The sequence below is a fragment of the Agarivorans sp. OAG1 genome, assembly GCF_037076485.1.
GTDB classification, from domain to species: Bacteria; Pseudomonadota; Gammaproteobacteria; order Enterobacterales; family Celerinatantimonadaceae; genus Agarivorans; species Agarivorans albus.
Map to the genome: position 1 here is coordinate 2,353,156 of NZ_AP028990.1, position 26,052 is coordinate 2,379,207.

General features: G+C 42.1%; 19 protein-coding genes. 7 read left to right on the forward strand and 12 right to left on the reverse strand.

From position 1 onward, the window contains the following. Positions 1–79: 79 nt before the first annotated feature. Together OAG1_RS10750 and OAG1_RS10755 are read right to left on the reverse strand one after the other, a co-directional pair. On the reverse strand, positions 80–556 hold the full coding sequence (locus tag OAG1_RS10750) for a GNAT family N-acetyltransferase (protein ID WP_338626385.1): 477 nt from the start codon (positions 554–556) through the stop codon (positions 80–82). A gap of 66 nt (positions 557–622) precedes the next feature. After that, positions 623–1,066, reverse strand: a complete 444-nt coding sequence (locus tag OAG1_RS10755) for a MarR family winged helix-turn-helix transcriptional regulator (protein ID WP_137673164.1) — start codon at positions 1,064–1,066, stop codon at positions 623–625. A 256-nt stretch (positions 1,067–1,322) separates the two neighbouring features. Here OAG1_RS10755 and OAG1_RS10760 point away from each other — a divergent pair, with 256 nt between their 5' ends. Both OAG1_RS10760 and OAG1_RS10765 read left to right on the forward strand, forming a co-directional pair. Next, positions 1,323–2,477: an efflux RND transporter periplasmic adaptor subunit gene (locus tag OAG1_RS10760; protein WP_338626386.1), complete on the forward strand. Its 1,155-nt coding sequence runs from the start codon at positions 1,323–1,325 to the stop codon at positions 2,475–2,477. Positions 2,478–2,480: 3 nt separating this feature from the next. Next, on the forward strand, positions 2,481–5,618 hold the full coding sequence (locus OAG1_RS10765) for an efflux RND transporter permease subunit (RefSeq protein ID WP_338626387.1): 3,138 nt from the start codon (positions 2,481–2,483) through the stop codon (positions 5,616–5,618). A 77-nt stretch (positions 5,619–5,695) separates the two neighbouring features. Here the strand turns inward: OAG1_RS10765 and OAG1_RS10770 are convergent, their stop codons facing one another. From OAG1_RS10770 to OAG1_RS10800, 7 genes are all read right to left on the reverse strand, one after another. Next, positions 5,696–6,493 carry a PEP-CTERM sorting domain-containing protein gene (locus OAG1_RS10770; protein WP_338626388.1) on the reverse strand — a complete coding sequence of 266 codons (798 nt, stop codon included), beginning with the start codon at positions 6,491–6,493 and terminating at the stop codon, positions 5,696–5,698. A gap of 453 nt (positions 6,494–6,946) precedes the next feature. Then, complete coding sequence (locus OAG1_RS10775) at positions 6,947–7,888, reverse strand: hypothetical protein (RefSeq protein ID WP_338626389.1); 942 nt, start codon at positions 7,886–7,888, stop codon at positions 6,947–6,949. Positions 7,889–8,118: 230 nt separating this feature from the next. Next, the gene (locus OAG1_RS10780) at positions 8,119–9,294 is read right to left on the reverse strand and encodes an alpha-D-ribose 1-methylphosphonate 5-triphosphate diphosphatase (RefSeq protein ID WP_338626390.1); all 1,176 of its coding nucleotides are present in this window, start codon (positions 9,292–9,294) and stop codon (positions 8,119–8,121) included. A gap of 66 nt (positions 9,295–9,360) precedes the next feature. Beyond that, positions 9,361–10,209: a phosphonate ABC transporter, permease protein PhnE gene (gene phnE, locus OAG1_RS10785; protein ID WP_338626391.1), complete on the reverse strand. Its 849-nt coding sequence runs from the start codon at positions 10,207–10,209 to the stop codon at positions 9,361–9,363. Then, positions 10,202–11,002 (reverse strand): ATP-binding cassette domain-containing protein, encoded by an 801-nt coding sequence (locus OAG1_RS10790; RefSeq protein WP_338626392.1) that lies wholly within the window; start codon positions 11,000–11,002, stop codon positions 10,202–10,204. The genes phnE and OAG1_RS10790 overlap by 8 nt, the downstream gene beginning before the upstream one ends. 5 nt (positions 11,003–11,007) lie before the next feature. Further along, on the reverse strand, positions 11,008–11,895 hold the full coding sequence (locus OAG1_RS10795) for a phosphate/phosphite/phosphonate ABC transporter substrate-binding protein (RefSeq protein WP_338626393.1): 888 nt from the start codon (positions 11,893–11,895) through the stop codon (positions 11,008–11,010). A 410-nt stretch (positions 11,896–12,305) separates the two neighbouring features. Then, the gene (locus OAG1_RS10800) at positions 12,306–13,469 is read right to left on the reverse strand and encodes an outer membrane protein transport protein (RefSeq protein WP_338626394.1); all 1,164 of its coding nucleotides are present in this window, start codon (positions 13,467–13,469) and stop codon (positions 12,306–12,308) included. Between the two features lie 303 nt (positions 13,470–13,772). On the opposite strand from OAG1_RS10800, the gene OAG1_RS10805 reads away from it, so the two are divergent. After that, entirely contained in the window at positions 13,773–14,612 is an 840-nt protein-coding gene (locus OAG1_RS10805; RefSeq protein ID WP_338626395.1) for a hypothetical protein, read from the forward strand. Between the two features lie 61 nt (positions 14,613–14,673). On the opposite strand, the gene OAG1_RS10810 is transcribed toward OAG1_RS10805, so the two are convergent. Continuing rightward, a complete protein-coding gene (locus tag OAG1_RS10810) occupies positions 14,674–17,370 on the reverse strand; it encodes a hypothetical protein (protein WP_338626396.1) in 2,697 nt (898 codons plus the stop codon). Between the two features lie 341 nt (positions 17,371–17,711). On the opposite strand from OAG1_RS10810, the gene OAG1_RS10815 reads away from it, so the two are divergent. The 4 genes from OAG1_RS10815 (at position 17,712) to OAG1_RS10830 (ending at position 23,829) form a co-directional block, all read left to right on the forward strand. Further along, positions 17,712–21,050, forward strand: a complete 3,339-nt coding sequence (locus OAG1_RS10815) for an esterase (protein ID WP_338626397.1) — start codon at positions 17,712–17,714, stop codon at positions 21,048–21,050. Between the two features lie 246 nt (positions 21,051–21,296). After that, positions 21,297–21,464, forward strand: coding sequence for a DUF2256 domain-containing protein (locus OAG1_RS10820; RefSeq protein ID WP_338626398.1), 168 nt, complete (start codon positions 21,297–21,299; stop codon positions 21,462–21,464). Further along, complete coding sequence (locus OAG1_RS10825; RefSeq protein ID WP_338626399.1) at positions 21,448–23,031, forward strand: cryptochrome/photolyase family protein; 1,584 nt, start codon at positions 21,448–21,450, stop codon at positions 23,029–23,031. Before OAG1_RS10820 ends, OAG1_RS10825 begins: the two co-directional genes overlap by 17 nt. A 465-nt stretch (positions 23,032–23,496) precedes the next feature. Further along, positions 23,497–23,829 carry a PBPRA1643 family SWIM/SEC-C metal-binding motif protein gene (locus OAG1_RS10830; protein WP_338626400.1) on the forward strand — a complete coding sequence of 111 codons (333 nt, stop codon included), beginning with the start codon at positions 23,497–23,499 and terminating at the stop codon, positions 23,827–23,829. A 31-nt stretch (positions 23,830–23,860) separates the two neighbouring features. On the opposite strand, the gene OAG1_RS10835 is transcribed toward OAG1_RS10830, so the two are convergent. Both OAG1_RS10835 and OAG1_RS10840 read right to left on the reverse strand, forming a co-directional pair. Further along, the gene (locus OAG1_RS10835) at positions 23,861–24,391 is read right to left on the reverse strand and encodes a YaeQ family protein (protein ID WP_152784922.1); all 531 of its coding nucleotides are present in this window, start codon (positions 24,389–24,391) and stop codon (positions 23,861–23,863) included. A 94-nt stretch (positions 24,392–24,485) separates the two neighbouring features. Beyond that, positions 24,486–26,024, reverse strand: a complete 1,539-nt coding sequence (locus OAG1_RS10840) for a DUF3369 domain-containing protein (RefSeq protein WP_338626401.1) — start codon at positions 26,022–26,024, stop codon at positions 24,486–24,488. Between the last annotated feature and the right edge of the window lie 28 nt (positions 26,025–26,052).

A 26,052-nucleotide genomic window follows, 5' to 3' on the forward strand; every position in this document is an offset into this window, starting at 1 on the left:
TGGTAAACGTCATTCAAATTGAGATTGGCGGTTCTTGCGAGTTTTAGAGATCAATGCTTACTGTTACTTCTTGGCCTCGTTACTCCGCACACCATTTATCTACCGATATAAAATATGTGGTAAAGCTTCGTTCCAAAAGTTCTGTTTTCTGAACTTTAATGGCCATTCGTTTCAATGCCTTATACTCCGGTCGAGTTTCTAGTAAATGAAACACTACTTCTTTATGCCCAAGCTCTTTGGCCCAAGCCATCATTGAATTGAATATTGATATGCCAAATCCCCAATACTCTTTAGAAATAACTATCGCTATTTCATAACCGTTATCGTCTGGTTGAATCCCACACCAGCCAGCGACAACTCCATCTATATTAACAACTCGAACACGGCAACCTGCTATCGAATCTGTTTGAGCTTTACCTATCATCCATTGTTCGATGCTAACGGAATCAAAATATTCATGTTCTACCAAGTGTGTTCTCAAAGCTGGCTCATTAACTACAAGCAGAAGATCCGCTGGTTCTACCTGGTTAAAACTTACAAATTCAATTTTAGCCATTTCTATATACTCATATGGGTTTACTTTTTGATTGAGCCTAATGGTACGCGATTCTTTAACTCATCCTTAGCCCAAGTTGTAAGCACCAATGATGCGGATTAATCTCAAAAACTCTTCGTACTCTTCTTTGCTTAGGCACTCAAAAACTTCCTTCTCAATATCGGTGATTGTGGATTTCACCTTCTTAAGTTCGTCTTCACCTAGCTTAGTCAGGTTTAACATTTTTAGTTTTTTATTAGTCGCAGATTTAGACGTTGTTAAGTAGCCACGTTCTTCTAAATTGTCCACCATACGCTTCGTTGCACTTCTTTCATTTTGAACAATGTCTGCTAGTTGTTGTTGGCTTAAAGGCTGATTCTCTTGAACAGCCACTAAGGCTCTAGACATCTCTAGCGTCATCAGCTTCTGTTTCGACAGTAATGTTGTCGCCCGGTTTCTAAATAATCGGTGAACCGCTCCACAAATAAACATAGGTTGGTGTTCAATTTTTTCTTTGGGCAAAGTTGTCATAAGTGAGCGACTCATAATTGGTTAAAAATCAGCAGCGTATGGGCGTTTAAAAGCCAAAAAATAGCTTTAATACAGGAACAGCGCCATACCCTTCTCTTATTTATTGTTGTATCTGCAACTTAATTGATGATAGAGTTTCGAAATATAGTTGCAGATGCAACAATGTTAATTCAGCTAAGGCTTCTTCGCAACGAAAATAACTAAACACTGTTTGCTATCCACTTACGGTCAATTAATTCCAGTTAAAGGTATCAATATGCATGTCACCAATACACTAAGGCTTACCTTGTGTTTTTTACTCTCTTTCACAATATTTGGTTGTGGAGAAAACATTCCAAATCAAAGGCCAAAAGCTGGTCCAGCGCATGTTGATGTACTTAAACTAACCCCTACTACATTACGTTTAACTACCGAACTACCCGGTCGTATTACTGCTTTTAAACAAGCCGAAGTTCGGCCACAAGTAACAGGTATTCTTAAAAGCCGTTTGTATGTTGAGGGTTCACAAGTAGAAACCGGTGATGTGCTTTATCAAATTGACCCAACGGTGTATCAGTCAAACGTTAACAGCGCACAAGCACAGTTAGCCAAAGCCCTAACCAGTAAAGAAACAGCCAGAAAAACAGCTATTCGCTATCAAGAATTATTAAAGAAGAAGCTTACCAGCCAACAGCTTTACGATGACGCAGACGCTGCTTATAAAGAAGCGCAAGCAGAAGTCGCTATCCGACAAGCAGCGCTAGATTACGCAAACATTGAGTTGTCTTACACTCAGATTAAAGCGCCTATTTCTGGTCAAGTTGGTCTCTCTCAAGTATCAGAAGGTTCCTTGTTAACCGCCGAGCAATCTTCCTACTTAACTACCATTATTCAAACCTCAAACGTTTATGTAGACATGCAGCAATCTTCATTGTCGATTCATAAACTAAAACAAGATTTCTCAGATTTTAAAGACAAACGTGAAGAGATTCCGGTTTCTATAACGCTTGAAGATGGCAGTGCTTACGAGCAAATAGGACACCTAGAGTTTGCCGATACGCAAGTCTCTGGGTCAACTGGCACGGTAACTTTGCGCGCAATTATCCCAAACTCAAACAACACTTTATTGGCTGGCATGTATGTGCGTGCTCATATCTCTATGCCTGAAGCACGTAACTACTTGGTAGTGCCTCAATCAGCAGTAGTAAGAAGCCAATCAGGTGAGCCTTCGGTATTTGTGGTGGGCCAAAACAATAAAACAGTTAAAAAGTCGGTAGAACTTGGCAACGAAGTGGGTAACGGTTGGGTGGTTAAGCATGGCTTGGTAAGTGGCGACTTAGTGGTAATTAACAACATACTTAACATGAGAAATAACATCGACGTTGTTGTTGATAGCACTTCGCTAAGCACTCACGTAGACGTACAGGGGTAAATCATGTCTTTATCCAATTTCTTTATCAATAGGCCAATTTTTGCCTGGGTGATCGCAATAGTTACTATGTTAGCCGGGCTTGCAGCTATCTTTACCCTGCCCGTCGCTCAGTACCCAACTATTGCGCCGCCTGCGGTAACAATTTCAGCGTCTTACCCAGGTGCATCAGCAAAAACAATTGAAGACAGTGTGACTCAAGTTATTGAACAAGGCATGACTGGCTTAGATAACCTACTCTACATGTCGTCTAAAAGTGATTCTTCAGGTAGCGCGAGTATTACGCTAACCTTTAGTGCTGAAACCGATCCAGATATTGCTCAAGTTCAGGTTCAAAATAGCCTGCAACAAGTGAGTAATCGCCTGCCAAGTGCAGTACAAAACCAAGGCACCTCGGTAACAAAAAGTACCTCTGGTTTTATGTCGGTCACCAACCTCTACTCACCCGACGGCAGCATGAGTGCAGGTGATATTCAAGATTATGCAAATTCCAATATTAAAGACATTGTTAGCCGAGTTAATGGGGTTGGGAGCGTAACGGTTTTTGGACCATCTTATGCGATGCGTATTTGGTTAGATCCAGCCAAACTTAATAGCTATAGCCTAACCCCAGTTGATGTATCTAATGCTGTATCCGTGCAAAACAGCCAAGTAACGGTTGGGCAACTGGGCGGCACACCAGCTTTAGACTCTCAGTTGATCAATGCCAGTATCACAGCGCAAAGCTTGTTAACTAGCGTGGACCAGTTTGAAGATATCCTAATTAAGGTTGATAGCGACGGTTCGCAGATCAAACTTAAAGACATCGCACGTGTAGAGTTAGCCAGCGAAAACTCCTCAACTATTCCTGCTTACATGGGGCAAGAGGCATCGGGCATTGCAATCACCCTAGCAACGGGTGCTAATTCGCTTGATACGCAAACCGCGGTAGACGAGAAACTTCAGCAACTTTCTAAGGGCTTTCCAGAAGGTTTAGCGCTAGTTAAATCAACAGATAACAACCTATTTATTCGTATTTCCATTAGCGAAGTGGTAAAAACACTATTCGAAGCCGTAGCCCTCGTGTTCTTTGTTATGCTGCTGTTTTTACAAAACTTTCGAGCAACCTTAATTCCTACCATTGCAGTACCCGTAGTATTGCTAGGTACCTTTGCAGTGATGTCGTTATTAGGTTTCTCGATTAATACTCTCACCATGTTTGGCTTGGTATTGGCAATTGGTTTGCTGGTAGATGACGCTATCGTAGTCGTAGAAAACGTAGAGCGTTTGATGCACGACGAGAAGTTGTCGCCGCTAGAGGCCACCAAAAAGTCGATGGGGCAAATAACCAGCGCGCTTATCGGCATTACCATGGTCTTGTCGGTGGTGTTTGTTCCAATGGCCTTTATGTCGGGCTCAACCGGAGTTATTTACCAGCAGTTCTCGTTAACCATTGTATCGGCCATGGTGTTATCGGTAATTGTAGCCTTGGTGCTCACGCCTGTGCTTTGCGCAACCTTACTTAAGCCGGTTGATAAAACCGAGAGTAATAAATTCTTTGCGCTATTTAACCAAGGCTTTAACAAAGTATCTTCAGCATACCGAGGGTCGGTTAAACACACATTGCAGCGCCCTCTTCGCTTTGTATTCATTTATCTGCTGCTATTTGCTGGTACTGCGTATCTATATCATTCGCTGCCAAGCTCGTTTTTGCCGAACGAAGACCAAGGCGACTTTATGGTAATGGTAACCACGCCTACCGGAACAACCTTACAAAAAACTCAAGAAGCGATGCTGGATGTAAAAGACTATTTTGAACAAAATGAGTCGGATACGGTTAATCACATTTTCACAGTTTCCGGTTTCAACTTTTCAGGTTCTGGTCAAAACGCGGGTATGGCATTTATTGGTTTGAAAGATTGGTCTGAGCGAACAGCACCCGGCACCGATGTCGATGCCATTATTGGCCGAGCTATGAGCCATTTTTCTACTTACAAAAACGCGCAAATATTTGCCTTTAGTAGCCCGCCAATAAGAGAGTTAGGCACAGCTACCGGTTTTAACTTTTACTTAGAAGACGTAGGCGCGTTAGGCCACGACAAACTTATCGAGGTGCGTAACCAATTACTAGGCGCAATTGCGCAAAGCCCTGTGCTGCAGAACACACGACATAATGGCTTAGAAGATAACGCTCAGCTGTTCCTAGACGTAGACTACGAAAAAGCCAAAGTACTCGGCCTAGAAATTAACGATATTAACCAGTCTTTATCTATTGCTTGGGCATCCTCTTACGTTAACGATTTTATCGACCGAGGACGTTCCAAAAAGGTATATATTCAAGCAGACGCACAATACCGTATGACACCCGAAGATCTCGATTTATGGTTTATTCGCAATAACCAAAACGAAATGGTGCCCATCTCTGCATTTAGTACATCACACTGGGGCAAAGGTTCACCGCAGCTGCAACGTTATAATGGTAATCCTGCGGTAGAAATTGTAGGCGAAGCGGCCGAAGGTTATAGCACCGGCGAAGCAATGGACGAGGTTAATCGTTTAGCTGCAGAAATATCTAACGACGTACAAGTAAGTTGGACCGGTATGTCTTATCAAGAAATTGAAGCGGGTGACCAAGCTCCTATTCTATACGCCATCTCAATTTTAATGGTATTCCTTTGTTTAGCAGCGTTATACGAAAGCTGGAGCATTCCAATTGCAATTATTCTGGTTGTGCCGCTTGGCTTACTGGGGGCATTAGCAGCCATTATGCTGCGCGGCCTAGAGAACGACGTTTACTTCCAAGTAGGCGTGCTAACCACCATTGGCCTCACCGCTAAAAATGCCATTCTAATTGTAGAGTTTGCTAAAGAACTCTACGACAAAGGCGTGAATTTATTAGATGCCACCGTGCAAGCCTGTGAAATGCGTTTGCGCCCCATCATAATGACCTCACTCGCATTTGGCTTAGGTGTATTGCCCTTAGTAATAAGTACTGGCGCTGGAGCAAATGCGCGTAATGCTATTGGTACCTCGGTAATGGGCGGCATAATGGCGGCAACATTGTTGGTTATCTACTTTGCGCCCTTGTTCTTTGTGCTCATTTGTAAACTGTTTAAGACCAATACAAAACTAGTTGTTTTAAATACTGCAGACAAAACGGTTTAGCCTTTGCTAAAACACTAGCCGCTCTGCATGAGCGGCTAGTTAAAATCCAGCAATAATCAATTGACTAAAACTATCTGTTAGCTAAAAGCATTAGCTTTATGACTAGCGCGTTTAAGCCAAACACCGAATAAAACGAAAGCCAGCAATACTAAGGTTGTTGGCTCTGGTACTTGGGCTATCGCGGGTTGCCTTACCAGTAACGAACCAAGCATAGAACTGCTGTTGCTTTTAGAGCGAACCCGGTTGTCACTACTTACGCCTGCATCTACTCCGGAGCGGTCACCAAAATAACCTAAGGGAGTCCAAGCTTGCATGTAAACGCCATTTCCTGTGAGGATATTGCGGGTTACCATAGAAGTATAAAAACCATCTGCAATGCCTACTTCTCCGATGCAGCTTAATCGAAGTTCATCAGAACACTCTAGATCTTCACCAAACAAAAACTGCGATACGTCATAGTTAAGCCAAACGTCGTTAGTTAATTTAAGATCTACTCGATTATGGCCAAGTGTAGTATCTATGCCTAGGCCCCCTAGTTGGTCAATAAACCAGGTTGCACCCGCGAAATTGTCGTTAGAAAAACCAAGGTAATTGCCGCCCCACAACGAGTTAAGTAAGGTGGCCGTTTCTGCTCGAGTGGCGTAGCGCCAATCATTTTGTTGCCATTGATTGCCAAAGCGATCAACCCATCCGCCATCGGCCTCAACGTATAAACGAGAATAACTTTGCGAGTAAGTAAGCGGCATCCATTCTAGCCCTTGCAGTGCTACTTGCTTACCATTGTTCAGGGTGTAATCTCCACTAATAAAGGTGGCGTTTGCAGTAAACGAGCTTGCTATTAAAACCAATGCAGACAGCATTCTAATAGATTTCATGCGATTCCCTTTTGATGCAAAATTGACTGGCACATGCCAGTTGACACAATTGTCAATTTGAAGCGGGATGCAATACCACGACCAATAGTTAAGGCTATGAAAACACGCTAGTTTAAAAAACACCGTAAGCAGAGTTGTAAGGTAAGCTGACACAATTCACAAGCAAGTGCCCATTTCTATTGGGCTGGTTGAGGAAATTTGAGGATTTCAAAAAAAGAGTTTTACAACTAACGGCCAACATTTAAAACTAAAGCTACTACAAGCAATATCCACCGCTTTTGATTTACCGCAGTATGAGTAAGCTCAGAAGTAGCTAACTAATCGTAGAGCAGCAAAAGTTCCCGACTGGATTGTCGAGGAGCTATTTAATTCAAAGGTCGTTTCATTTAAGTAATGTAAACTTACTCTTGCCGGTAAATGGTATTATCGGCAATTGAAGTCCATTCTGAATGATTAAGTCTTGTTGAACTTTCCAATTTGCTCTAGAAGCTTCCCTAATTTATCGATAGAAACATCTGCAGGATGCGTTGTCTTTTTGACTAAACCTGAAATGTCATCATTTTGCATAAACAGGTGAGCAATCTTCCGATTTATATCTTTCTTTATCTCACCATCTTCTGTATTCACCAGTCTTGACAAAAACGTGGCACCTCCACCTAGGAAGCCAGTTAGGTGAGAGTAACGCAGACTCATCATTTGATAGACCTTATATTGACTAAAGAAAAAATATGACAAGAAACCTAATGAAAACGACACTCCTAACTTCAATGTAATTAGTTCAATTTGCTGAGAGCTATCAAGCGAAAATAAGTGAGAACTCAGAGCTAAGAACACTGGAATCAATGCCAACGTACCAATAAATAAATTTCTGAAGTTATTCTTTGATTTAATACTCGCTTTTAACTCTGTCTCTATGTTTTCTCCAAAGTTTTTCTCTAAACCTAGTTCAGACTTAAGCCCTATCACATCATCAATACCTTCTTTAACTTTACCATTTACAGCTGCCGTTAGGTCATTAAGCTCTTCCTTAATTTGAGCTAAAATCTCATTTTTGTATTCGGTTAATTCAACTTCATCACTTTTAGGAAGAATGGAGCTCAAGTAATCAGAAAATTCACTGAATACTACTTCTCCAGCATTGAAATACTTTATAAGCTCTTCAGGCTTTACACTCCTATGCACGTTATTCCATTGTTTGTTCCAAACGTTGAACTTTTCCATATCAAAAGCAACTAGCTTTTGATTCAAATCGTCCCAATGCTCGACAACTATGAAATGGTTGCGTATCTGATGAAAATAGCTGCGCTTTTGGTCAAATCGCTGTTTTATCTCTTGGGATTTCCTCTGCAGTTCAGCTGCCTGTAGGCCTTTTAACTCATCTTCGTCGAACGTCATATCTTGGTAAAACTCCTTTTGGCACAAGGACTTAGTATAATTGACAGTTTATTACTATTTTTGTCAAAATTACAATCGCTAGCCATCGGCTTACTGAGTTGAACAACTTAAACGCTTTCTTACAGCTAGTTTTTGCTTGGTGGCTTTAGTCCTAGCTTTCGCCTTAACATAATAAAAAGCTCAAGGCCTAGCTTGAGCTTTTTAGTTTCACTTAACCAACAACTAGCTTACTAACAAACGCCTATTATTTTGTTAGCTTTAGCAAACACTCGCGCGCCTTTAACCCATGTGGAGGAAATAGATAACGGTGAGCCATCTAAGTCCCTAAGCAGAATAAAGTCGGCGTCGTAGCCTAGTTCTATCTTACCTTTAGTATCCCCTAGCCCTGCGGCTTTAGCTGGATTTTCGCTGACTAACTTCCAAGCATTGTACAACGACAAGTTGTTGGTTTTTACTGCAGTAAAAGGCGCACTAAACAGGCTTGGATAGTGGTAGTCGCTACACAGTATGTCTACCACGCCATGCTCGATTGCTTCTTTAACGCTAATCGCCCCTACGTGAGAGCCGCCGCGAACTAAGTTTGGAGAACCCATTAGCACCGCGGCGCGCCCTTTTTGGCATTCTCTAGCGGCCAGTTCCGACATGGGGAACTCGGCAATAGAGACGCCTAAAGAAATCGACTTGGCTACTTCTTCTAAGGTTTCGTCATCGTGAGAGGCAAGCGAAATGCCCTGCTTAGCTGCTATTTCGGCTAAGGCTTGCGCCTGTTGCTCACCCAATTCTCGATGTTGCTGAAGGTTTAACAAAAACTGATTAATGTCTTCTACCGACATGGATACACGCCTGCGCATACCGGCAAGGTAACGCTGAATTTTGCGCTCGTTATTTAGTGGTGGTAAGTGGTCATTTAGCGACAAAAGATGAATACGGCCACTTAAGATCCAATCAACTAACTCTTCGTGCTTTTCTACGTTTACCTTCTCGTGGCGAATGTGAATGCGCGCTTGGCAACTAAAACGAGGCATTAAAGTCTCGAGCGTTTGCAGTAACTCGCGCACCGTATCGCGACTGCGTGGGCCAGGCTCAAAACCATCGGTAATGCTGTAATAAAAGGTGGTTATTCCACTTGCCACAAGGCTTGCATCGTTAGCAGCTAAGGCTAGCTCTAGGGGAAAATGAGTTCCTGCTCTTGGTGCAATGTGCCGTTCAAAGGCGTCACCGTGTAAATCGATAATGCCGGGTAACATGTATTGGCCATGCGCATCGATATGTGTGGTGTGAGTATTTGCGGCCACTTGCCCTATGGCGCTTATCTTTCCGTTTTGAATAGATACACAGGTAGGGTCGCTCCAACCTTGTTCGCTTAACAACATGACGTTTTCGATTACTACGTTTTTATCATCCATTACTTTTTGCTATCTCAATTTCATTTACTTGGGGTCGCCAAGGCTTAGTTGCTTGGCGCTATGTATTTATTTGCTTTGGCGTAATAGACGATTGCGGGTTGAAGAGGAAAACTGCTCTACAGCAAACACCAATACAAAAATCATTAACACGATCATTGCTGCTTGGTCGTAGCGAAACATTTCCATGGAAACAGCTAACTCGGCGCCTATTCCACCCGCACCAACTAGGCCTAAAACCACCGAAGAGCGCACCGCCTTTTCCAAAGAAAACAGACTAATGTTTATAAAACTAGGCATTGCGCCCGGTATTAAAACAACGGCGATTCGGTCGATGGGATTTGCGCCAATTGACGCTAATGCTTCTGACGGACCTGGGTCTACTTCTTCCATCGACTCGGCAAAAAATCGGGCGCAAAACCCAATGGTGTCGACAATAATGGTTAAGGTGCCAGCGAATGGGCCTAAACCTACCGAGGCGACAAAAAACAGTGCCCATGCTAAATCTGGAACGGTTCGAAAAAAGCTGACTACCGATCGAGTAACATGGCGCACAATAGGATGCGGCGAAGCATTACGCGCTGCCAAAATGGCAATAGGAATACTAAGCGCGATGCCAATTACCGTACCTACAAGGGCCATTTGAAAGGTAACTAAAATGGCATTTGCCATTGGCCATGCGCGATCGGTGGCTGGCGGGATCATTTCACCACCAATTGTTGCGATGTTAGGTAAGCCCGACAATAACTCACTTAACGACAAGCCAGCATTGGAGGTAGACCATAGAAAGAACAGCACAAATAAAGCAAATAACACTTGGGTTATTATGCTGGGCCGTTCAAACCGCATTGGCGTGTCTAAGGTAGTTTGGCCATTAATTGCGTTATTCATTAAGCCATTTTCTTTTTGCTTATCCATAAAATGCTCGCAAACTTTGTAGACTTTGCGTGTGGGTTGCACTGTCTAATGACAACTTTCGCTCTTGCAAACCAAGAACTCGGTCGGCGTATTTAAGCGCGTGCTCGATATTGTGAGAGACAAAAAACAAGGTTAGGCCTTGGTTTTTCACCAAGCCCTTAAACAACTCCATAATCTCTTGCGCCGATTGTGGATCTAAGCTGGCGGTGGGTTCGTCGGCAAACAATATAGAGGGTTGCTGCATTAACGCCCTTGCAACCGCTACGCGTTGAGATTGCCCGCCAGACAGTTGGTCGCAGCGTTTATTTGCAAGGTGAGCTAAACCAACTTGCTTAAGGCAATCCATTGCACGCTCCCGCGCATCTTGTTTTGCCAGACCTTGTAGCCAGTTTCTGGGGCCTTGGCTATAAGCTAAGTTGCCATGCAGCACATTACTTAAAGCAGACAAGCGAGGAACCAAGCAGTGTTTTTGAAACACAAAACCCACTTTGTTTCGGGCTTTACTTAAGTGGCGACCCGATTTTTTATCTATGGTTTCGCCATCAAGAACAATTGAGCCGGCATCGGGTTCGATTAATCTTAAACAACAGCGCAATAAGGTACTTTTGCCTGCCCCGTTGGAGCCAATAAGCGCAACCGACTGTGAAGCAAAAATGGAAAAGCTAACATCAGAAAAAATGGGAGTGCTACTGTTATCAAAGCTTTTGGTAAGCCCGCTCACTTGGAGCAGGCGCGAAGTTGCCGATACACTAGCATCGGCTAGTGTAGTCGGCTCAGTGGTGTAATTGCTCATATAGACTAATCGCCAATAAAGTCTGAGTATTCTGGGTAACCCGCAGTGGCGTACATTGCTCGTACGTAGTTGTAATCACTGTCTTTAATGCCGGTTAAAAAGCGCATGCCTGCGTACTTTTGGTTATCTTCACCAGTTAAGATTGCCGCAACCAGTTCCTCTGAATGATCAACAAAAGCCTTTTTCATGGTTTCTAACATTTTGTCGTCTACATGGCTGCCGGCCATTAATACGTCGTTTGGTAAATCTGGACCACGTGCAACAACGCGAAACTCTCCAGGTTGTAAGCCACCTTTTTCAATCTCTTTGTTACGTAGCGAGATAAACTTTAAGTGGTTGATTCCAATTGCCGCTACGTCACCCTTCTTCAATGACTCCCACAAAACTGGAACCTTGGTGTTAATCACATCTACGTCGTTTGCTGGGTTTAGGCCGGCATCTGCAAGTGCTTGAATAGGACCAAGGTGTTTAGAGGTAGAACCCACCGAACCTAAACCGATTTTGGTTCCTTTTAGAGACTCTGCGTTAGTGTATGGGCTGTCGGCCATGGTAATGATTACTGCAAAGTAATCTGGACGAGAGAAACCGGCTACAATTTTAGCCTTTGAGCGTTTCTGCATAACCACGTATTCGGCTGGGCCGGTAAGTACAAAGTCGACTTTATTGAAACGTAGCGCCTCTACAGCTGCTGTACGGTTAGTAACAGGTAAAAATTCGATGTCGTAACCTGTGGCTTTAGATAGTGTTTCTTTAAAAGCGCCAAACTCACGCTGAAGCTCTTCAAGACCTACTAAATCTGTTACTGCTAGCTTTACTGTCTCTGCATTTGCTTGTGAGGCACACGCAAGAACTAAAGCGGCTACCATGCCTATTTTCTTAATCCAATTAAACATTTTAGTTCACCAAACTTTTTGTAATTTACAGGAATGTAAATCCCATAATTAACTCGAACTATTATGTTTTGATGGTTAAATAGTGAACAATTTGTGACCTATTGATTCAATTGATATTAAAATGAGCGGAGAACTTAACGAGGATTAAATAAATTTGAGCTAGTTACTTTAGAGATTTTAATTAGGTCTATATCAAGCTTTCGTTTAATTATGCTTTAGGTCAATTAAAAGGCTTAAGCGCTATCATAACTTATATAATCGCCCTCACTACTGCTGAACGTAATTAGATTAAGCAGCTAAACGCTTAGCGCTAATACTTTATTGCTGGTGTTTATATCTAAACAGTCGCAAGCAACATAGGGCTAGTCACGCCCGTGTTTGTTGCGACGGTATCAAAGAACATTTAGCAATTAGTAAGCATAACTAAAGCTTAATACGTGAATACGGTTTTCTGTTACTCGGCCGTCAAAGTAAGAATACCTGCTAGTTTGTTCACTCATTGAATAATTTACGTCATGATTGCCGAGGTGACGGTATTCATAAGCGACGCCAAACCTATGCCCATTACGCCTGGTTTTCTCTGCCCCAATGCCTGCAGACCAGTTTTGAGAAATAGTTAGTTCTGGCACCATATTTTCTGTATCAAACATGGGTGAGTCGTAACGCACTCCGGCTTGGTAAACCCAATCATTGGCTTGGTAGGCCAAAGCTGTACCTATACAAAAAACGTTGTTTGCATCAAGTTCAGCGCTATTAAAGACTGACCACATTTCAACGCCTGTCATAGCTTTAACAGTGAACTGATTACTTAAAGAATGGGAAATACCAAGATCTAAGCGACTAGGCCAAACAACACCAACATCAAGCGGAACGCTTTGGCCATTGGATACATCTAGATCAAGATGAGTATCTTGATGATCTGCGCGATGTTTATAGTTTGCAGATAATAAGGTTTGCGTGTTTATCTGATACATACCTGAGAATATGAAGCTGGCTGCAGTACTGGACACATCACCGTTCGCGTTTATATCGCCCAAATTCAAATCAACACTTGTCATTAGATGTTGCACAACTAACGCCCCACCCAAATGGAGCTTGTCGTTTACTTGATATGCGGCTGCAAGATGCAAGTTTAGCGCTTCTTGGGACTCTAGGTTTATTATGCCTAAACCTGCTCGGCCGTTTTGATAATCCATGCCCAAACCGCCATCGCCATGTAAGGAGGCCGCAATTACCCATTGCTCATCTAAACGAGTTGCATAAGCCAAACTTGGCACAAAGGACTTATTCTCACCGTAAGTTGACAGCTGAAGCTCTGTGTTTGGTAATTGCCCAACATGTTTAGAATAAGCATCGAGGTACTGTATGCCTAAAGAAAAGCTACTGTCTTCGATATAAGACAAGCCAGCTGGGCTGGTAATAGCCGCGCTTGCATCTTTGTTGTTGGTGGCGTTGCTAACGCCCGCTGAAGAGACACTGTCGAAGGTAGCTACTTCGTGCAGCAATATACCTCCGGCCATGGCGTGTGAGGCAAACATGCTAGATATAGCCAAAGCCAATAGATTTTTGTTCATTGAAAACCAAAATAGAAAATTTTGGCTAGTGTAATAAACCTAAAGTTTTAACCTTGCACTGTGAGTGCATAAATCTAAATTGCTTAATTAAGCTTAAGCCTATGTAGCGTTAGTAGTTTGGCTAGGTCATTCGAACAAATTGCATGACATTTAATTGACTTAAAGCATATTTAACTTGAATAGCACTTTATGTATTGCAGAATGGCCTAGAATTTCATTAGGCCTAGTTTTACTGAACCCTCTTTTCAGCCGCCTCTTACAACGTAATAGATATTTTTAGTAAGCCCTAAAAAGGAAACTGTTATGAAAGAGCTTATCGTTTTAGCCGTACATGGAATGGGACAACGAAAACCTAACTTTGCCGATGGCTTAGAAGAAAAACTCACTGAGTATCTTGGCAGCGATGTAATGAATAAAGTGTCGTTGCAGCGAGTAAAATATTACTCGGCATTACAAGCGCCACAAGACCAATTGATTAACGATATTTGGCAAACCTACCACAATCGATTTAGTACCTTATCAAACCTTGGTCGTCGGTTTTTTATGAACTCTTTTTCAGATGCTACAAGTTTAGAAGTAGCAGGACGCAGGCAAACTGACGATTACATGGAGATTATAAAAGCGTTACAAGCTGCCTTTTTTAAGGGTATGAACGAATGTGGTTTTAACACAAATGTTCCCGTAGTGATTATTTGCCATAGCCTTGGGGCCCAAGTTATTTCTAACTACTTTTGGGATGCCCTAAATAGAAATGATGCCAAGGTATGGGACAAAAATCACAACGACTTTTTACAAAACATCGACGACGATAAGTTGGCTTATCTAAAGGGGAACCGAGTAAAACTGCTATTCACAACAGGATGCAATATTCCCTTGTTTTTAGGCGGCTTACAAACACGAGAGTGTTTTACTAAGCCGAGCATCGAGTTTAGTTGGTTAAACTATTTTGATGGCGATGATTGGCTAGGCTGGCCACTAAAAGAGCTTGGCCCCAGCTACCAGTTTGTTATAGACCAATGCGTGAGTGTCGGCGGCCCCATTAGCGGTAATACACCGTGGAGCCATACTTTGTATTGGACAGATAAAGACGTTTACCGCGCCTTTGGCGATCGAATTAAGGGCTTTCTTGGAGCTCGAACATAGATTTACGAGGCTGCTACGTTTAACAGTCGTGTACTGTTTACGTATGTGCACGACTAAATGACTAAAGCACTTGGGTTTTGCCATTGCTATCGTAAGAAATAACTGGCGTTAATAAGGGTTCATCCCTACCTAAGTATTTCGCCAGTACAATTAACAAAATAATTGTAGTTTTAGGAATCGCTTCACTAAACAAACCGCTAAACCAACCTTGTACTTTAATGAATGACTTCATGGTAGCAATGAGCTCATCGTTGGCTTGGTTAACTAGCTTTATATAGGCTTTTGTGTCGTTAGTCTGGAGGTTTTCTATTTGCTGGCTTAGCTTCCGATAGATACCAATAAATGTTGATAAACGATGTGCATTAGCCAGTATGTCTTTTACACGTTGCTGTAATTGTTTGAATGATGATTGCGCACTGCTTGGCGCAGAACTGGTTAAACTGGCATCGAGAAAAGCGTTTAGTTGGGCTTTGCTCTGCTCTGCAATTTTACTTTCGTGGGCTATTTGCCCTCTTTCGTTGCCCGACAAGGTCATATTACAAAGTAGCTCGATGGCACTAGCTTCTATGTCAGTTTCATTGGCTGCTGCAAGCGCATGGATATCGTTGGCATCTAAATTTAACTGGCATTCGATGATTGAACGAGACAAGCTCTGGCTTTGGTAAAGCAGATTAAATTGCTGTAAAGCTAATAAGTAACTAGTTCGGTCTATTAGTGGAAATGCAGTATTGCTTAACGGTGCTAAAAACTGTTGCATTTCTTTTGGGGTCATTACGCCTTTGTCTTCAAAGCTTAAACCAATACCGATATTGGGGCTGGCGCCAAACTTTAAGGCTGCGAGTACATCAAATGCACTTACAAACTCAGCAGTTCTACTTTCTTTAAGCGTTTTTGATTGGTGTCTTATTACGCTTTCGCCAGTTAATTCCAGTAGTTGACCGGTGTGATCTACTTTTGCACTGGCAACTTTCTCTATAAGGCTTTGCTGAGAAAACTGGAAGTTGTCTCCTAGGTTAAGTTTAAGGCCAATTTCTTTTTTGATTTTGCCGCTGCTAACTAACCAGCCTGATAAATCACTAAGCTGACCATCACGCTCCATTAATTGCAGTGAGTCTAGGTTTATAGGTTTGCCTAGAAGTAGGTCTTGATACAAATCTTGGCATTCTGTAGCGCTGGCTTCTACTAGCTTAAAACTTAACATGGCTTGTTTGCCACTATCTTTACTACTAGAGCCGTAAACCGATAAGCCTAATTGTAATTCACCAGCCTTTTTAATGGCTTGGCTAAAGGTAGTACGTGCTTTGTTGTATTGTTCTAACCATCGAGTTACGCAGTCAGTTAAAGTTGAAGCTAACTGTTGTTTGTTTAATTGATCTTTTAACTCTGTTTTAGCCTCCTTTAGTTGTTTAAGCGGGGTTAGTAAGGGCGCGACTTCACCCTGAGATTTATCGGCAATAGCGGCTATTTCTTCTACCAGCTTTTGTTTAGCTTTGATGCAGTTTTTTGTAAGTAAATCATTTAGTTTCAAGCGCTTTGATAAAGCAGGCGTTAGAAAGGTATTTTGTTGCAGGTAGTCACCTATTTTTTGCGAGGTTTCATCGGGTTTGCTCAACCACTCTAACGGTTGGGTGGTTAAGGCTAGCTCCAACTTATCTTTTACCGTTGCTCCTAGCTGGTTTGCTAATCCATCACTGTCACCATCGGCCAACAATAACGCGATGTCTTTCCAATCTTCTTCGCTAATTGCTTGGGCGAAATGCTCATCAATGTTTTGTAGTAACCAGGTGCCAGGTTCTTTAAACCGTTCTAACAAAACTTGTAGCTGCGCAGCCTCGGCCTCTAATTTCTCTAGCGGCGCAGCTAAGTAGGTTTCTGCAACTTTGTCTAGGCCATGTAGTTCTATTAATGCATCTAAGCTAAGACCAGCTTGTTTAGTGCTGTTGGTAAGTTGATAAAGTGATATTTGAACGCCAATATCAGCCGGTTTTATTACCAGCTTAAAGCCTCCGCTAAACGCGTAACTGGCTTTGAATGAAGCACCTGCACTGGCGTTAACTTTTACATCGAGTAACTTGTTGTTGCCAGATACACTCCAAACATGCCCCAAAGTTGCTGTGGCAGAGGCAGACAGTGCTCTATTTTGTTGAATAACTACCCCCTGAATTGCATGGCTAGAATACTGCGCATTTATAACATTAGATAAGGACTCTAGAGAAAACAGCGGTAGCGCTTCTTTAGCTAATTGCCCTAGAAAGCGGATTAGTTTTTGATCGTGGGCTACTGCACAAACTACTTTTACCTGCCATTTAAGGTGTCCTTCTGCGTTACTAAAAATGTTAAGCAATTTAACTGGCAGGTTTATGCTTACACCACTTTCTATTTGCAACTGCTGGTCAATGGCAACCGTGGCCATATTGGGCTGCTTAAAATCGCCATATTGTTCAGCATCGCTCGGTAGGACTATATCGATAATTAAGTGCCCCCCTACTCGGCCTTTTATGGATAGCGCAGAGCCAAGGGGGACTTGCCATTCTTCAAGGTCTAAGGTTAGTGAAGGATCTGCCGAAACTTGATGGATAAAAGCAAAAAGGTTTTTTAGCTCAGCTGCATCAACACCAATCTTACTAAGAAGCTTTTTAGCGCCTTTGTCTAATGCTTGCCAAGCTTCGGCGGTGCCTTGCTCAACAACGATACCTTCTACTTGGTCGATTTTCTCTACTAACTTGCCAAGCGCTTTATTGATGTCTAAATCTGTCATTTTGAATCCCTTCGATAAATAGACTATTTCGACCAATGCTGTTTATAAAAACAATAATAAGTTTAGTCCAGTTACTGTGTTTAAGTATTTGAATATTTAGCAAGATTAGTAAGCTTGTGCGGCTAAATCGTCACCTTATCCATCGAGTTTAACCATAGGTGTTGCTCGATATCCGTAGCTTCACAAAAAGATAAATGAGTTTTGAGTCAACAAGGAATCGTGAAGGGCTTCACTTTCCTCACACTCTCTATCGATATACTTATCATTAAGGTTTTATACCTTACATGTACTTTTTCATTAGAAAAAAGACATTAAATCAATAGCTAAAGTGGGAAAATTGAATGAAGACTTTACCAATTATGGGCAAAGGCTTAGTAAGTCTTGCGTCTGTATTAATATTGAATGGCTGCTTGTCTGATGACGAAACGTTAAACTGCCCTGATACTCAAACGCCGAACGGGGAAGGTACAGCTTGCGTAAGCCTAGCCCCCTACTCCGTGCCCTTGTATCTAAAAGGGAGTTTTAGTGGTTGGTCAGCTGAAGAGCAATTCCAACTTGTTTATGACAGCGACATATACCGTTTAGACAACACAGAGTTTGCTGCTGGCGTACACGAGTTTAAAGTGGCTGACGAAAACTGGACCTTGGAAACAACCTTTACCGCTGACATTGATCAGCTTACTCAACTTAATGCTGATACAGAATATCCCCTTGTTACCGGTGAAGCTGCTGCCAATATGGCTTTGGTGTTAAATAGCGCAGGCATATATGATTTTGTACTAAAAGTAGGAGATGATTTAAACAGTCCGATATTTAGCTATAACGAAGATATTCCACCTCTAGCACAAAAGATCTATGTGCGTGGCGGCTTTAACGGCTGGACTAGCGACGATGAACTTAAATACTTAGGCGACAATAAATACCAGCTTACTAAACAAATTTCTCCGGGTAATCACGAATTCAAAATTGCCTATACCGACTGGTCTAGCGAATGGGTACTGGACGCAGATAACGCGGTTGTAGCGATGCTAGATGAGAGTTATACCCTTAGTGATGGCGGGCCTAACAGCAGCTTTTTTGTAACCGAAACCGGTTTTTATCAATTTAATATTGATGCTAGCCAACCCTCTGCTTTGATATTTACGATTACTGAAACCGATGGCAGTGGTGATGTAACGATTGATCCCCATTTAGACCATGAGTTAAGCACCGAACTGGTTTATGACAATGTATTAGATGATGATTCAAGCAAAGCTAAATTCTCGGTTAAAACTGCCAGTGAAGAGTTACGAGAATACGCTCAATCTACAACTCAAGACTTACGAGACCCAGGCAACAACTATGTTGTATATAAAGAACTGGCAGACCAAGCTAAAACACGTACAGGTAATATTGCCTTTGATGCCCTATTTGCTTTGGCTATCAACGAGACAGTTCAAAATAGTGTTAGTGAGATTGTGGACGACAATTATAACGGTGGCGAAGCTATTGACTGTGATTGCTTTGAAACAGGTGCTAAATGGCATTATGTTTGGACACGAGACTTATCCTATGCAGCAAACCTTGGTTTAGCTTTAGTTGACCCACAGCGAGTTCAAAACTCATTAGAGTTTAAGCTTTCTCCTTATCGTGAAGGGCTTAGTAAACCGAGTTTTGCTAGAGGCTCTAATGATGGATTACAAATAGTCCAAGATACCGGCACCGGTGGCAGTTGGCCTATTAGTACCGATAGAGTAGCTTGGGCCTTAGGGGCCGAAAAACTGTTACACAATTTAACTGGAGATGTCCGTAGCACTTTTGTTGCTAAAGCTTATTCGGCCTTAGTAAATACCTTAGAAAATGACCGAGTAGCAGCATTTGATGAGCAAGATGGTTTGTACCGTGGTGAACAGTCATTCTTAGATTGGCGTGAGCAAAGCTATGCAAGTTGGATAGTAAACGACATCGCTAGCTTGGGTAGCAGCAAGGCTTTATCAACCAACGTGTTGCATTATAAAGCAATGCGACTGACAGAATCTTTAGCGAACGAGCTAGGCAACAGCGCAGAAGCAGCAAAGTTTCAATCTTGGGCCAATGCGTTAAAAATCGCCATCAACCAAGAATTTTGGCTAGCAGACAAAGGCTTGTACAGCAGTATTATTGCTGGACATCAAGATACTGCGCCGCTATATAAGTTTGATTGGTTGGGACAAGCATTAGCTGTAGAAAGCGGCATTGCCGACGAAACACGTGCTGCAAGCGTTGTGGCCAGTTATCCGCATGGTGATTTAGGCGCACCAGTTATTTTCCCCCAACAACCTAATATCGCGATTTACCATAACCGAGCGGTTTGGCCATTTGTAACGGCTTATGGCTTAAAAGCAGCAATTGCTACCAACAATGTTGCGGTTGCTGACGCCGCTTACGATACCTTAATACGAGCAGCCTCACTCAACATTTCTAACATGGAAAACCTTGAGTGGTTAAGCTTAAAACCCAACTTATTGGATATCGATAATCCAGGTTTGTCTGGGCCAGTGATTAACTCTACCCGTCAACTTTGGTCGGTTGGTGCATACCTAGGAATGGTAATAGACGGTGTATTTGGCGTGCATACTAATGAAGACGGTTTAGCCCTTAAACCCTTTATTACCAGTAAACTACGTAGAGATTTATTTGCCGATAGCAGTACCATTAGCTTAGAAGGGCTAACCCTTCGTGGCCATACCATTAATCTGCAAATCAACTTGCCAACAGCTAGCCAAGATAGCGGCTATTACCCTGTGCAAACTGTCAGCTTAAACGGAGTAAACTCGGGTACAACTATAGATTGGAGCGCATTGGCAGATACCAATAATATCGTGATCAACCTAGCTGATCTTGATACCGGGAGTAGCGATATCACAATAGTTAGCGCTGAGCCTTTAGATAGTGTAAACCCTGCAGTATTTGCACCTATAGAGCCAATGATTGAACGGGTATTTTTAGACAATGGTTTGTTGGCAGTGGAGATCAGTGATAATCAAAACAATGCTGCAAGCACTTACCGTATTTACCGAAATGGAGAAATGATAGCCAGTAACCAAAGCCTAGGAGAATACAAAGATAGTGTTGCCCCACAGCAAGGTGTAGCAGATTGTTATAGTGCCGAGGCTGTATTTACCAGCTCTGGCAATGTATCACATCGCAGCGCGCCACTATGTTACGCAGCAATCCAAGAGATTAACGTAGATGACGCAAGGCTGGTTAGCAACGTTGAAGTAAGCCCAGCTGATACAGAAATTACCCAGGCTTATTTAAGCCAATGGGGAAAGACAAACGACAGCTTAGCCCTTAATAACCTGCAAATTGCTGTGAATGGCCACTACAATATTCAGCTTAAGTATCACAATGACCACAATGCAATTAACTTAGGTGTGACCAATGCGGTGAAGTGGATGGTTATTACAAATAGCGATGCAGACATAGTTGCGCAAGGCGTTGTACAAATGCCACATGCCCGCACCGTAAATAACACTAAACCACTTGTCTATTCTACGCCTCTAGTTGCGGATCTTGAGGCCGGAACTTACACCTTATCACTGCACGATTTTTACAACATGAGCTACTTAAATGCCAATAGTACTTTTACCGATACGCGTAACGGTGCAATTAACTTGGTTGATATAGCTGCTATTAAGATAGAACCTACCTTTAACTAAATCACCTTAGCCAGCAGCTCTACTGCTGGCTATTCATGCCCCCCATGAAACTTGCAAATGCACTGGGCAGGCGCTTCATCTCCTAATATCAACTAGAAGGCAATTTGCCCCTAATTAAGCACTTAGAGTATTTGAGTGAACTTTCCTAATGGCTTATTCGTTACACCTTACACGTGTACAAGACTCAACAACCAAGTTATTTACGGTGAGTGGCGTAAAGTTGCAGCACAATATAGGGGCGAATAGATGAATAAGTCACAGCTTCCGCGAAAGGTTTGCCCGGTATGTATGCGTTCGTTTAGCTGGCGAAAAAAATGGCAACGCGATTGGGCTCAGGTTAAGTATTGTTCTAAACGCTGTGCTGGCAACAAACATCAAACTAAAAACGAGTACATCCATGACTTTGCAGGCTAAAAAAAGCTATAAAACTTTACGGTTATTACTGGGAGACCAACTAAATGCCAGCCATAGTTGGTTTAAACAGCAAGATGAGCAAACGCTCTACTTAATTGCAGAGTTACACCAAGAAGCCTGCTATACAGTGCACCATAGACAAAAGATAGCCGCCTTTTTTGCCGCAATGCAGCAGTTTGCCTTTGCTTTGCAGACCGCTGGTCATCAAGTTGCTCATTTAACTTTGGACGATACTAAGCCCTTTAAAGATTTGCCTGCACTACTAGACCACCTAATAGAAAGCTACAGTATTCAACGTTTTGAATATCAACTGCCCGACGAATATAGGTTAAGAGAACAGCTAGCAAACTTTAGTGAGTCTCAACCCTTAAGTTCCGCTGCTTACAGCACTGAACACTTTTACTTGCCCGATGAGGAAATTGGCAAATATTTTCAAGCGAGTAAAAGTCATCGTTTGGAAAACTTTTATCGCAAGATACGACTTCGTTTCGATGTTCTGATGGAGAAGGATGCACCGCTTGGTGGTAAATGGAATTATGACGCGAATAATCGAAATAAACTCAAGGCCGACGATTTAGCCCATGTTCCTACGCCTTTGCTATTTTCGAATGACGTTACCAGTATTCTTGAAAGAATTGATAAACATAAGATAGATACAATTGGACGCGCTGATACCCAACTACTTTGGCCAGTTAACCGAAAACAAGCAACACAATTGCTAAGTTTTTTCTGCGAGCAGTGTTTACCCCGTTTTGGACAATTCCAAGACTCAATGACTGGTAAGTTGTCTCTATTAGGAAAAGATAATGGATGGAGCTTGTACCATTCGCGGATTTCTTTTGCCTTAAACGCAAAAATAATTAGTCCTCAATACGTAGTAAAAACGGCAATCGAAGCGTTTGAACGAAGCGAAGGCAGGATTGATATCAGCCAGATTGAAGGCTTTGTTCGTCAAATTATCGGCTGGCGCGAGTTTATACGAGGTGTGTATTGGGCAAACATGCCCGACTACGCATCACTAAATGCATTAGAGGCTAAACGACAGTTACCAAGTTGGTTTTGGACTGGCGACACTAAAATGAATTGTTTGCAGCATGCTATCAAGCAATCGCTAGACTACGCTTACGCCCACCATATACAACGCTTAATGGTTACAGGAAATTTTTGTTTATTGGCTGGCGTTGACCCTACCCTTGTCGACGATTGGTATTTAGGGATCTATATCGACGCTATTGAATGGGTAGAAATGCCTAACACCCGAGGTATGAGCCAGTTTGCAGATGGTGGCATTGTGGGCTCTAAAGCCTATGCTGCGAGTGGTAACTATATTAACAAAATGAGTGATTACTGCTCCGACTGCTTATACAAGGTGAATAAAACCACTGAAGACGAAGCTTGCCCCTTAAACTCCTTATATTGGCACTTTATGGACAAACATCAGCACCAGATGGGAAACAATCCAAGAACCAAAATGGTGTTTAGCTCATGGCTTAAAAAGTCCGAACAGCAACGCGCAGCAGTGCTTAACAAAGCTAAGCATTGCTTAGATGATATCGAAAACCTTTAAACTCATCGTTGTTGAGTTTAGCCAAGTCTAAGCTCGGGTATTCGATGAATGAGAAATTCAATTTTGAACCGCAGACACGGCATCGATGCATTAATTCTGTTGGTCATTACATCGCTAATTAACAAACCAAATTATAGGTAGCTTGAACACTAGACTTTGTCAAACTGTTAACATTGACAGTAACTAAATCACCGAGTAAGTGCTTTAATTTACTTAACTAATCGTCACAACGACTAGTTCTCGCGTTCTGTTCAACTTGAGAGTGGTTGGCTATGGCCACTCCCAACCCTAAACATTTAGTTGAATATGTTTTGCCTTTGTATTGCCACTTTTATTAAGTGGCTTTTTTTTGATCTTATTTCTGTGATGCCCCTCATTACAGCCCTACTACTCCCGTTTTAGTTTATTTGTGTAATATATTGCTGTATAAGCCTGCTCTAATTATTTTTATTAGGGGGTACATTCATGTCTAAGTTCTTTTTTAAGGGTCGTATCGAGAAAAAACCAAAACATGAAAGCTTCGGCTTTAACACAAAGCGTGATGTAAAAATTGGAACTGAAGAAAACCCTTTGCCGTTGTTGGTAAGCACTGAAGACCGAAAAGAAGAACTTCAACTGCGTGCTGCTGAGTATGGGATTGCGGTAAACGTTACGGTAGATTCCGAAGCTGAAGAAAACACTGAGCAGTTAGAGCTATTGATCGCCAAGCCAGCAACCAAAGTAGTAGAAAAAACGCCTAAACGTAATGACCCGTGTAGTTGTGGAAGTGGTAAAAAGTTTAAAAAGTGTTGCGGCTAAGAAGGAAGCTTAAGCTTCCTTCATTCTAAAACTACTTTAAGTTCTTCCAGTGAATCTCAATTTCGTTTTCATCACTGGTTACATACGCAGATTCTTCGGTAATAGTGACTGACATATCCATGGTGCGTTGAGTAAAGCTGGCTAATGTAACCATTTCATCCCAACTCAACTGCCATACTTCTGCGTCCAACAGGTTTATTTTATTCTCTGTTTGTTGCCACCAGGTATCGGATTTTGAATTAAAGCTATACACCTTGGCGCGTTTAGCCGATCTGCTTGCTTTCTTAATTCGCTCTGGGCTTGGTTCGCCAACATCAATCCACAGTAGGGTGTCACCTTCTAAAGATTTTTGCCAAATGTCGGGTTGCTCTACTTCACTAAGTCCTTTGGTAAACTCTAACTCTGCTTCTGCATTCAAACAAAAAGCCATTGTACGCGCCATCATCCGCTCTAGGGTTTCTGAAGGATGCTGAGCAATAGTGAGGTTAATGGTGTCGTAGTAATTGCGGTTTAAATCCGATAGAGATATTCGCAATTTATAAATAGTAGGTTTAAGTGCCAAAAGAAGGCCCTTCTCAAAAGTTATGCTAAGCAGTGAACTTAGCTGAATAATGCTGTGAGAATGCGCCTTTTAAGGATAAAACTCAATAAAAAACTTAGTCAGGGTAAGCGTTTCTTATTTCGAGGAATTCATCAAAGTCATTTACAAGAATATCAACCAGTTGCGGGTCAAAATGCTTGCCTTTTTGCTCGATAATGAATTGCTTGATTTCGTCATTACCCCACGGCTCTTTGTAAGAGCGTTTTGAGCCTAAGGCATCAAATACATCAGTGATGGCCATGATACGACCAACCAACGGAATATCCTCTCCAGCCAGCTGACGGGGATATCCGCTACCGTCCCATTTTTCATGGTGACATAAAGAGATCTCTGCACCTAAACGCGCTATGATTTTATTGGAATCGGCCAATAAGTCGTAACCCACTTGCGCGTGAGTTTGCATAATCTTCCATTCCTCGGCATCTAACTTACCAGGCTTATGTAATATCGACTCAGGAATCGCGATTTTGCCCAGATCATGTAGCGGCGCTGCGTGTTTAAACGCTTCTACAAACTCGGGGTCAAAATCGAGCTTTTTAGCCATTAACTCACAAATTAACGATACTCGTTTTACATGAGAACCAGTTTCTTTACTGCGTTGCTCAATGGCATCACCAATAATGAATATCAGCTCTTTTTGGGTATCTTGAATTTCTTCTTTAATGGTGAGGTTTTCGAAAGTAAGTGCAATGTTAGTGGCGAAGACTTCAAGTAAGCCTTTTTCGATATCGTCTAAAGGGTTTTCATGTTGCACGTACAGTAAGCTAACACTGCGGCTATCTGTTGGGTAAAAACCCACATAGCAGTTTTCGGTAACCAGCGTTTTCTTTTCATCCAATGCACGTTTTAGCAGTTGTTTTACATCTTCGGGGATTTTACTTTGGTCGAAATTATATTCGTTATGTTCATTGGTAACAAAATCCCCAGTAGCAGCTAGTACGTTAAAAGACTGATGGCGCAGTACATCTTCGGTAAGCGTTGTAATGTACATGGCTGAGCTTTCTAATTGGAAAAGCTCTACTAGTTGTTTTAGCACCGCGGAACCAAAGTGGTACAAGGTTTTACTTTTAAGTACTAAGGATGTGGATTCTATAACCTGCATCAAGCCTTGACGGTGACGCTCAATAAACAAAATATCTCGGTAAGAGCGAATGGCTGAATAGGTAATGGTTTTAAGCTTAGTAGCTGTTAACTCGGTTTTACTTTTGTAATCGTTGATATCGTAGTCTTTGATCACAGACTCTTCTGGTGCTTGGCCTGGTTGTCCGGTTCGCAAAATTAGGCGTGTTGCATGATTTTCTTTTGTTTCTCGAATCCACCTAACCAGTTCTAAACCTGCATGGTCGGTTTCCATTACTACGTCTACAAGTGCGATGGCAATATCATTATGTTCTTCAAACATTCGTTGTGCTTCTTCGGCACTGTATGCTGATAAAAACTCGAGCTTATAACCATCAATTTCCACATCAGACAATACTAATCGTGTTACAGAATGAATTTCGGCTTCATCATCTATGACCAGTAACTTCCATGTTGGTCTGGTAACTTCTTCTGAAGGCTCGTCGATATCATCGATGAAAAGAAAGTCACTCATGCCCTGCTCCATTATTCTTAGTTACACT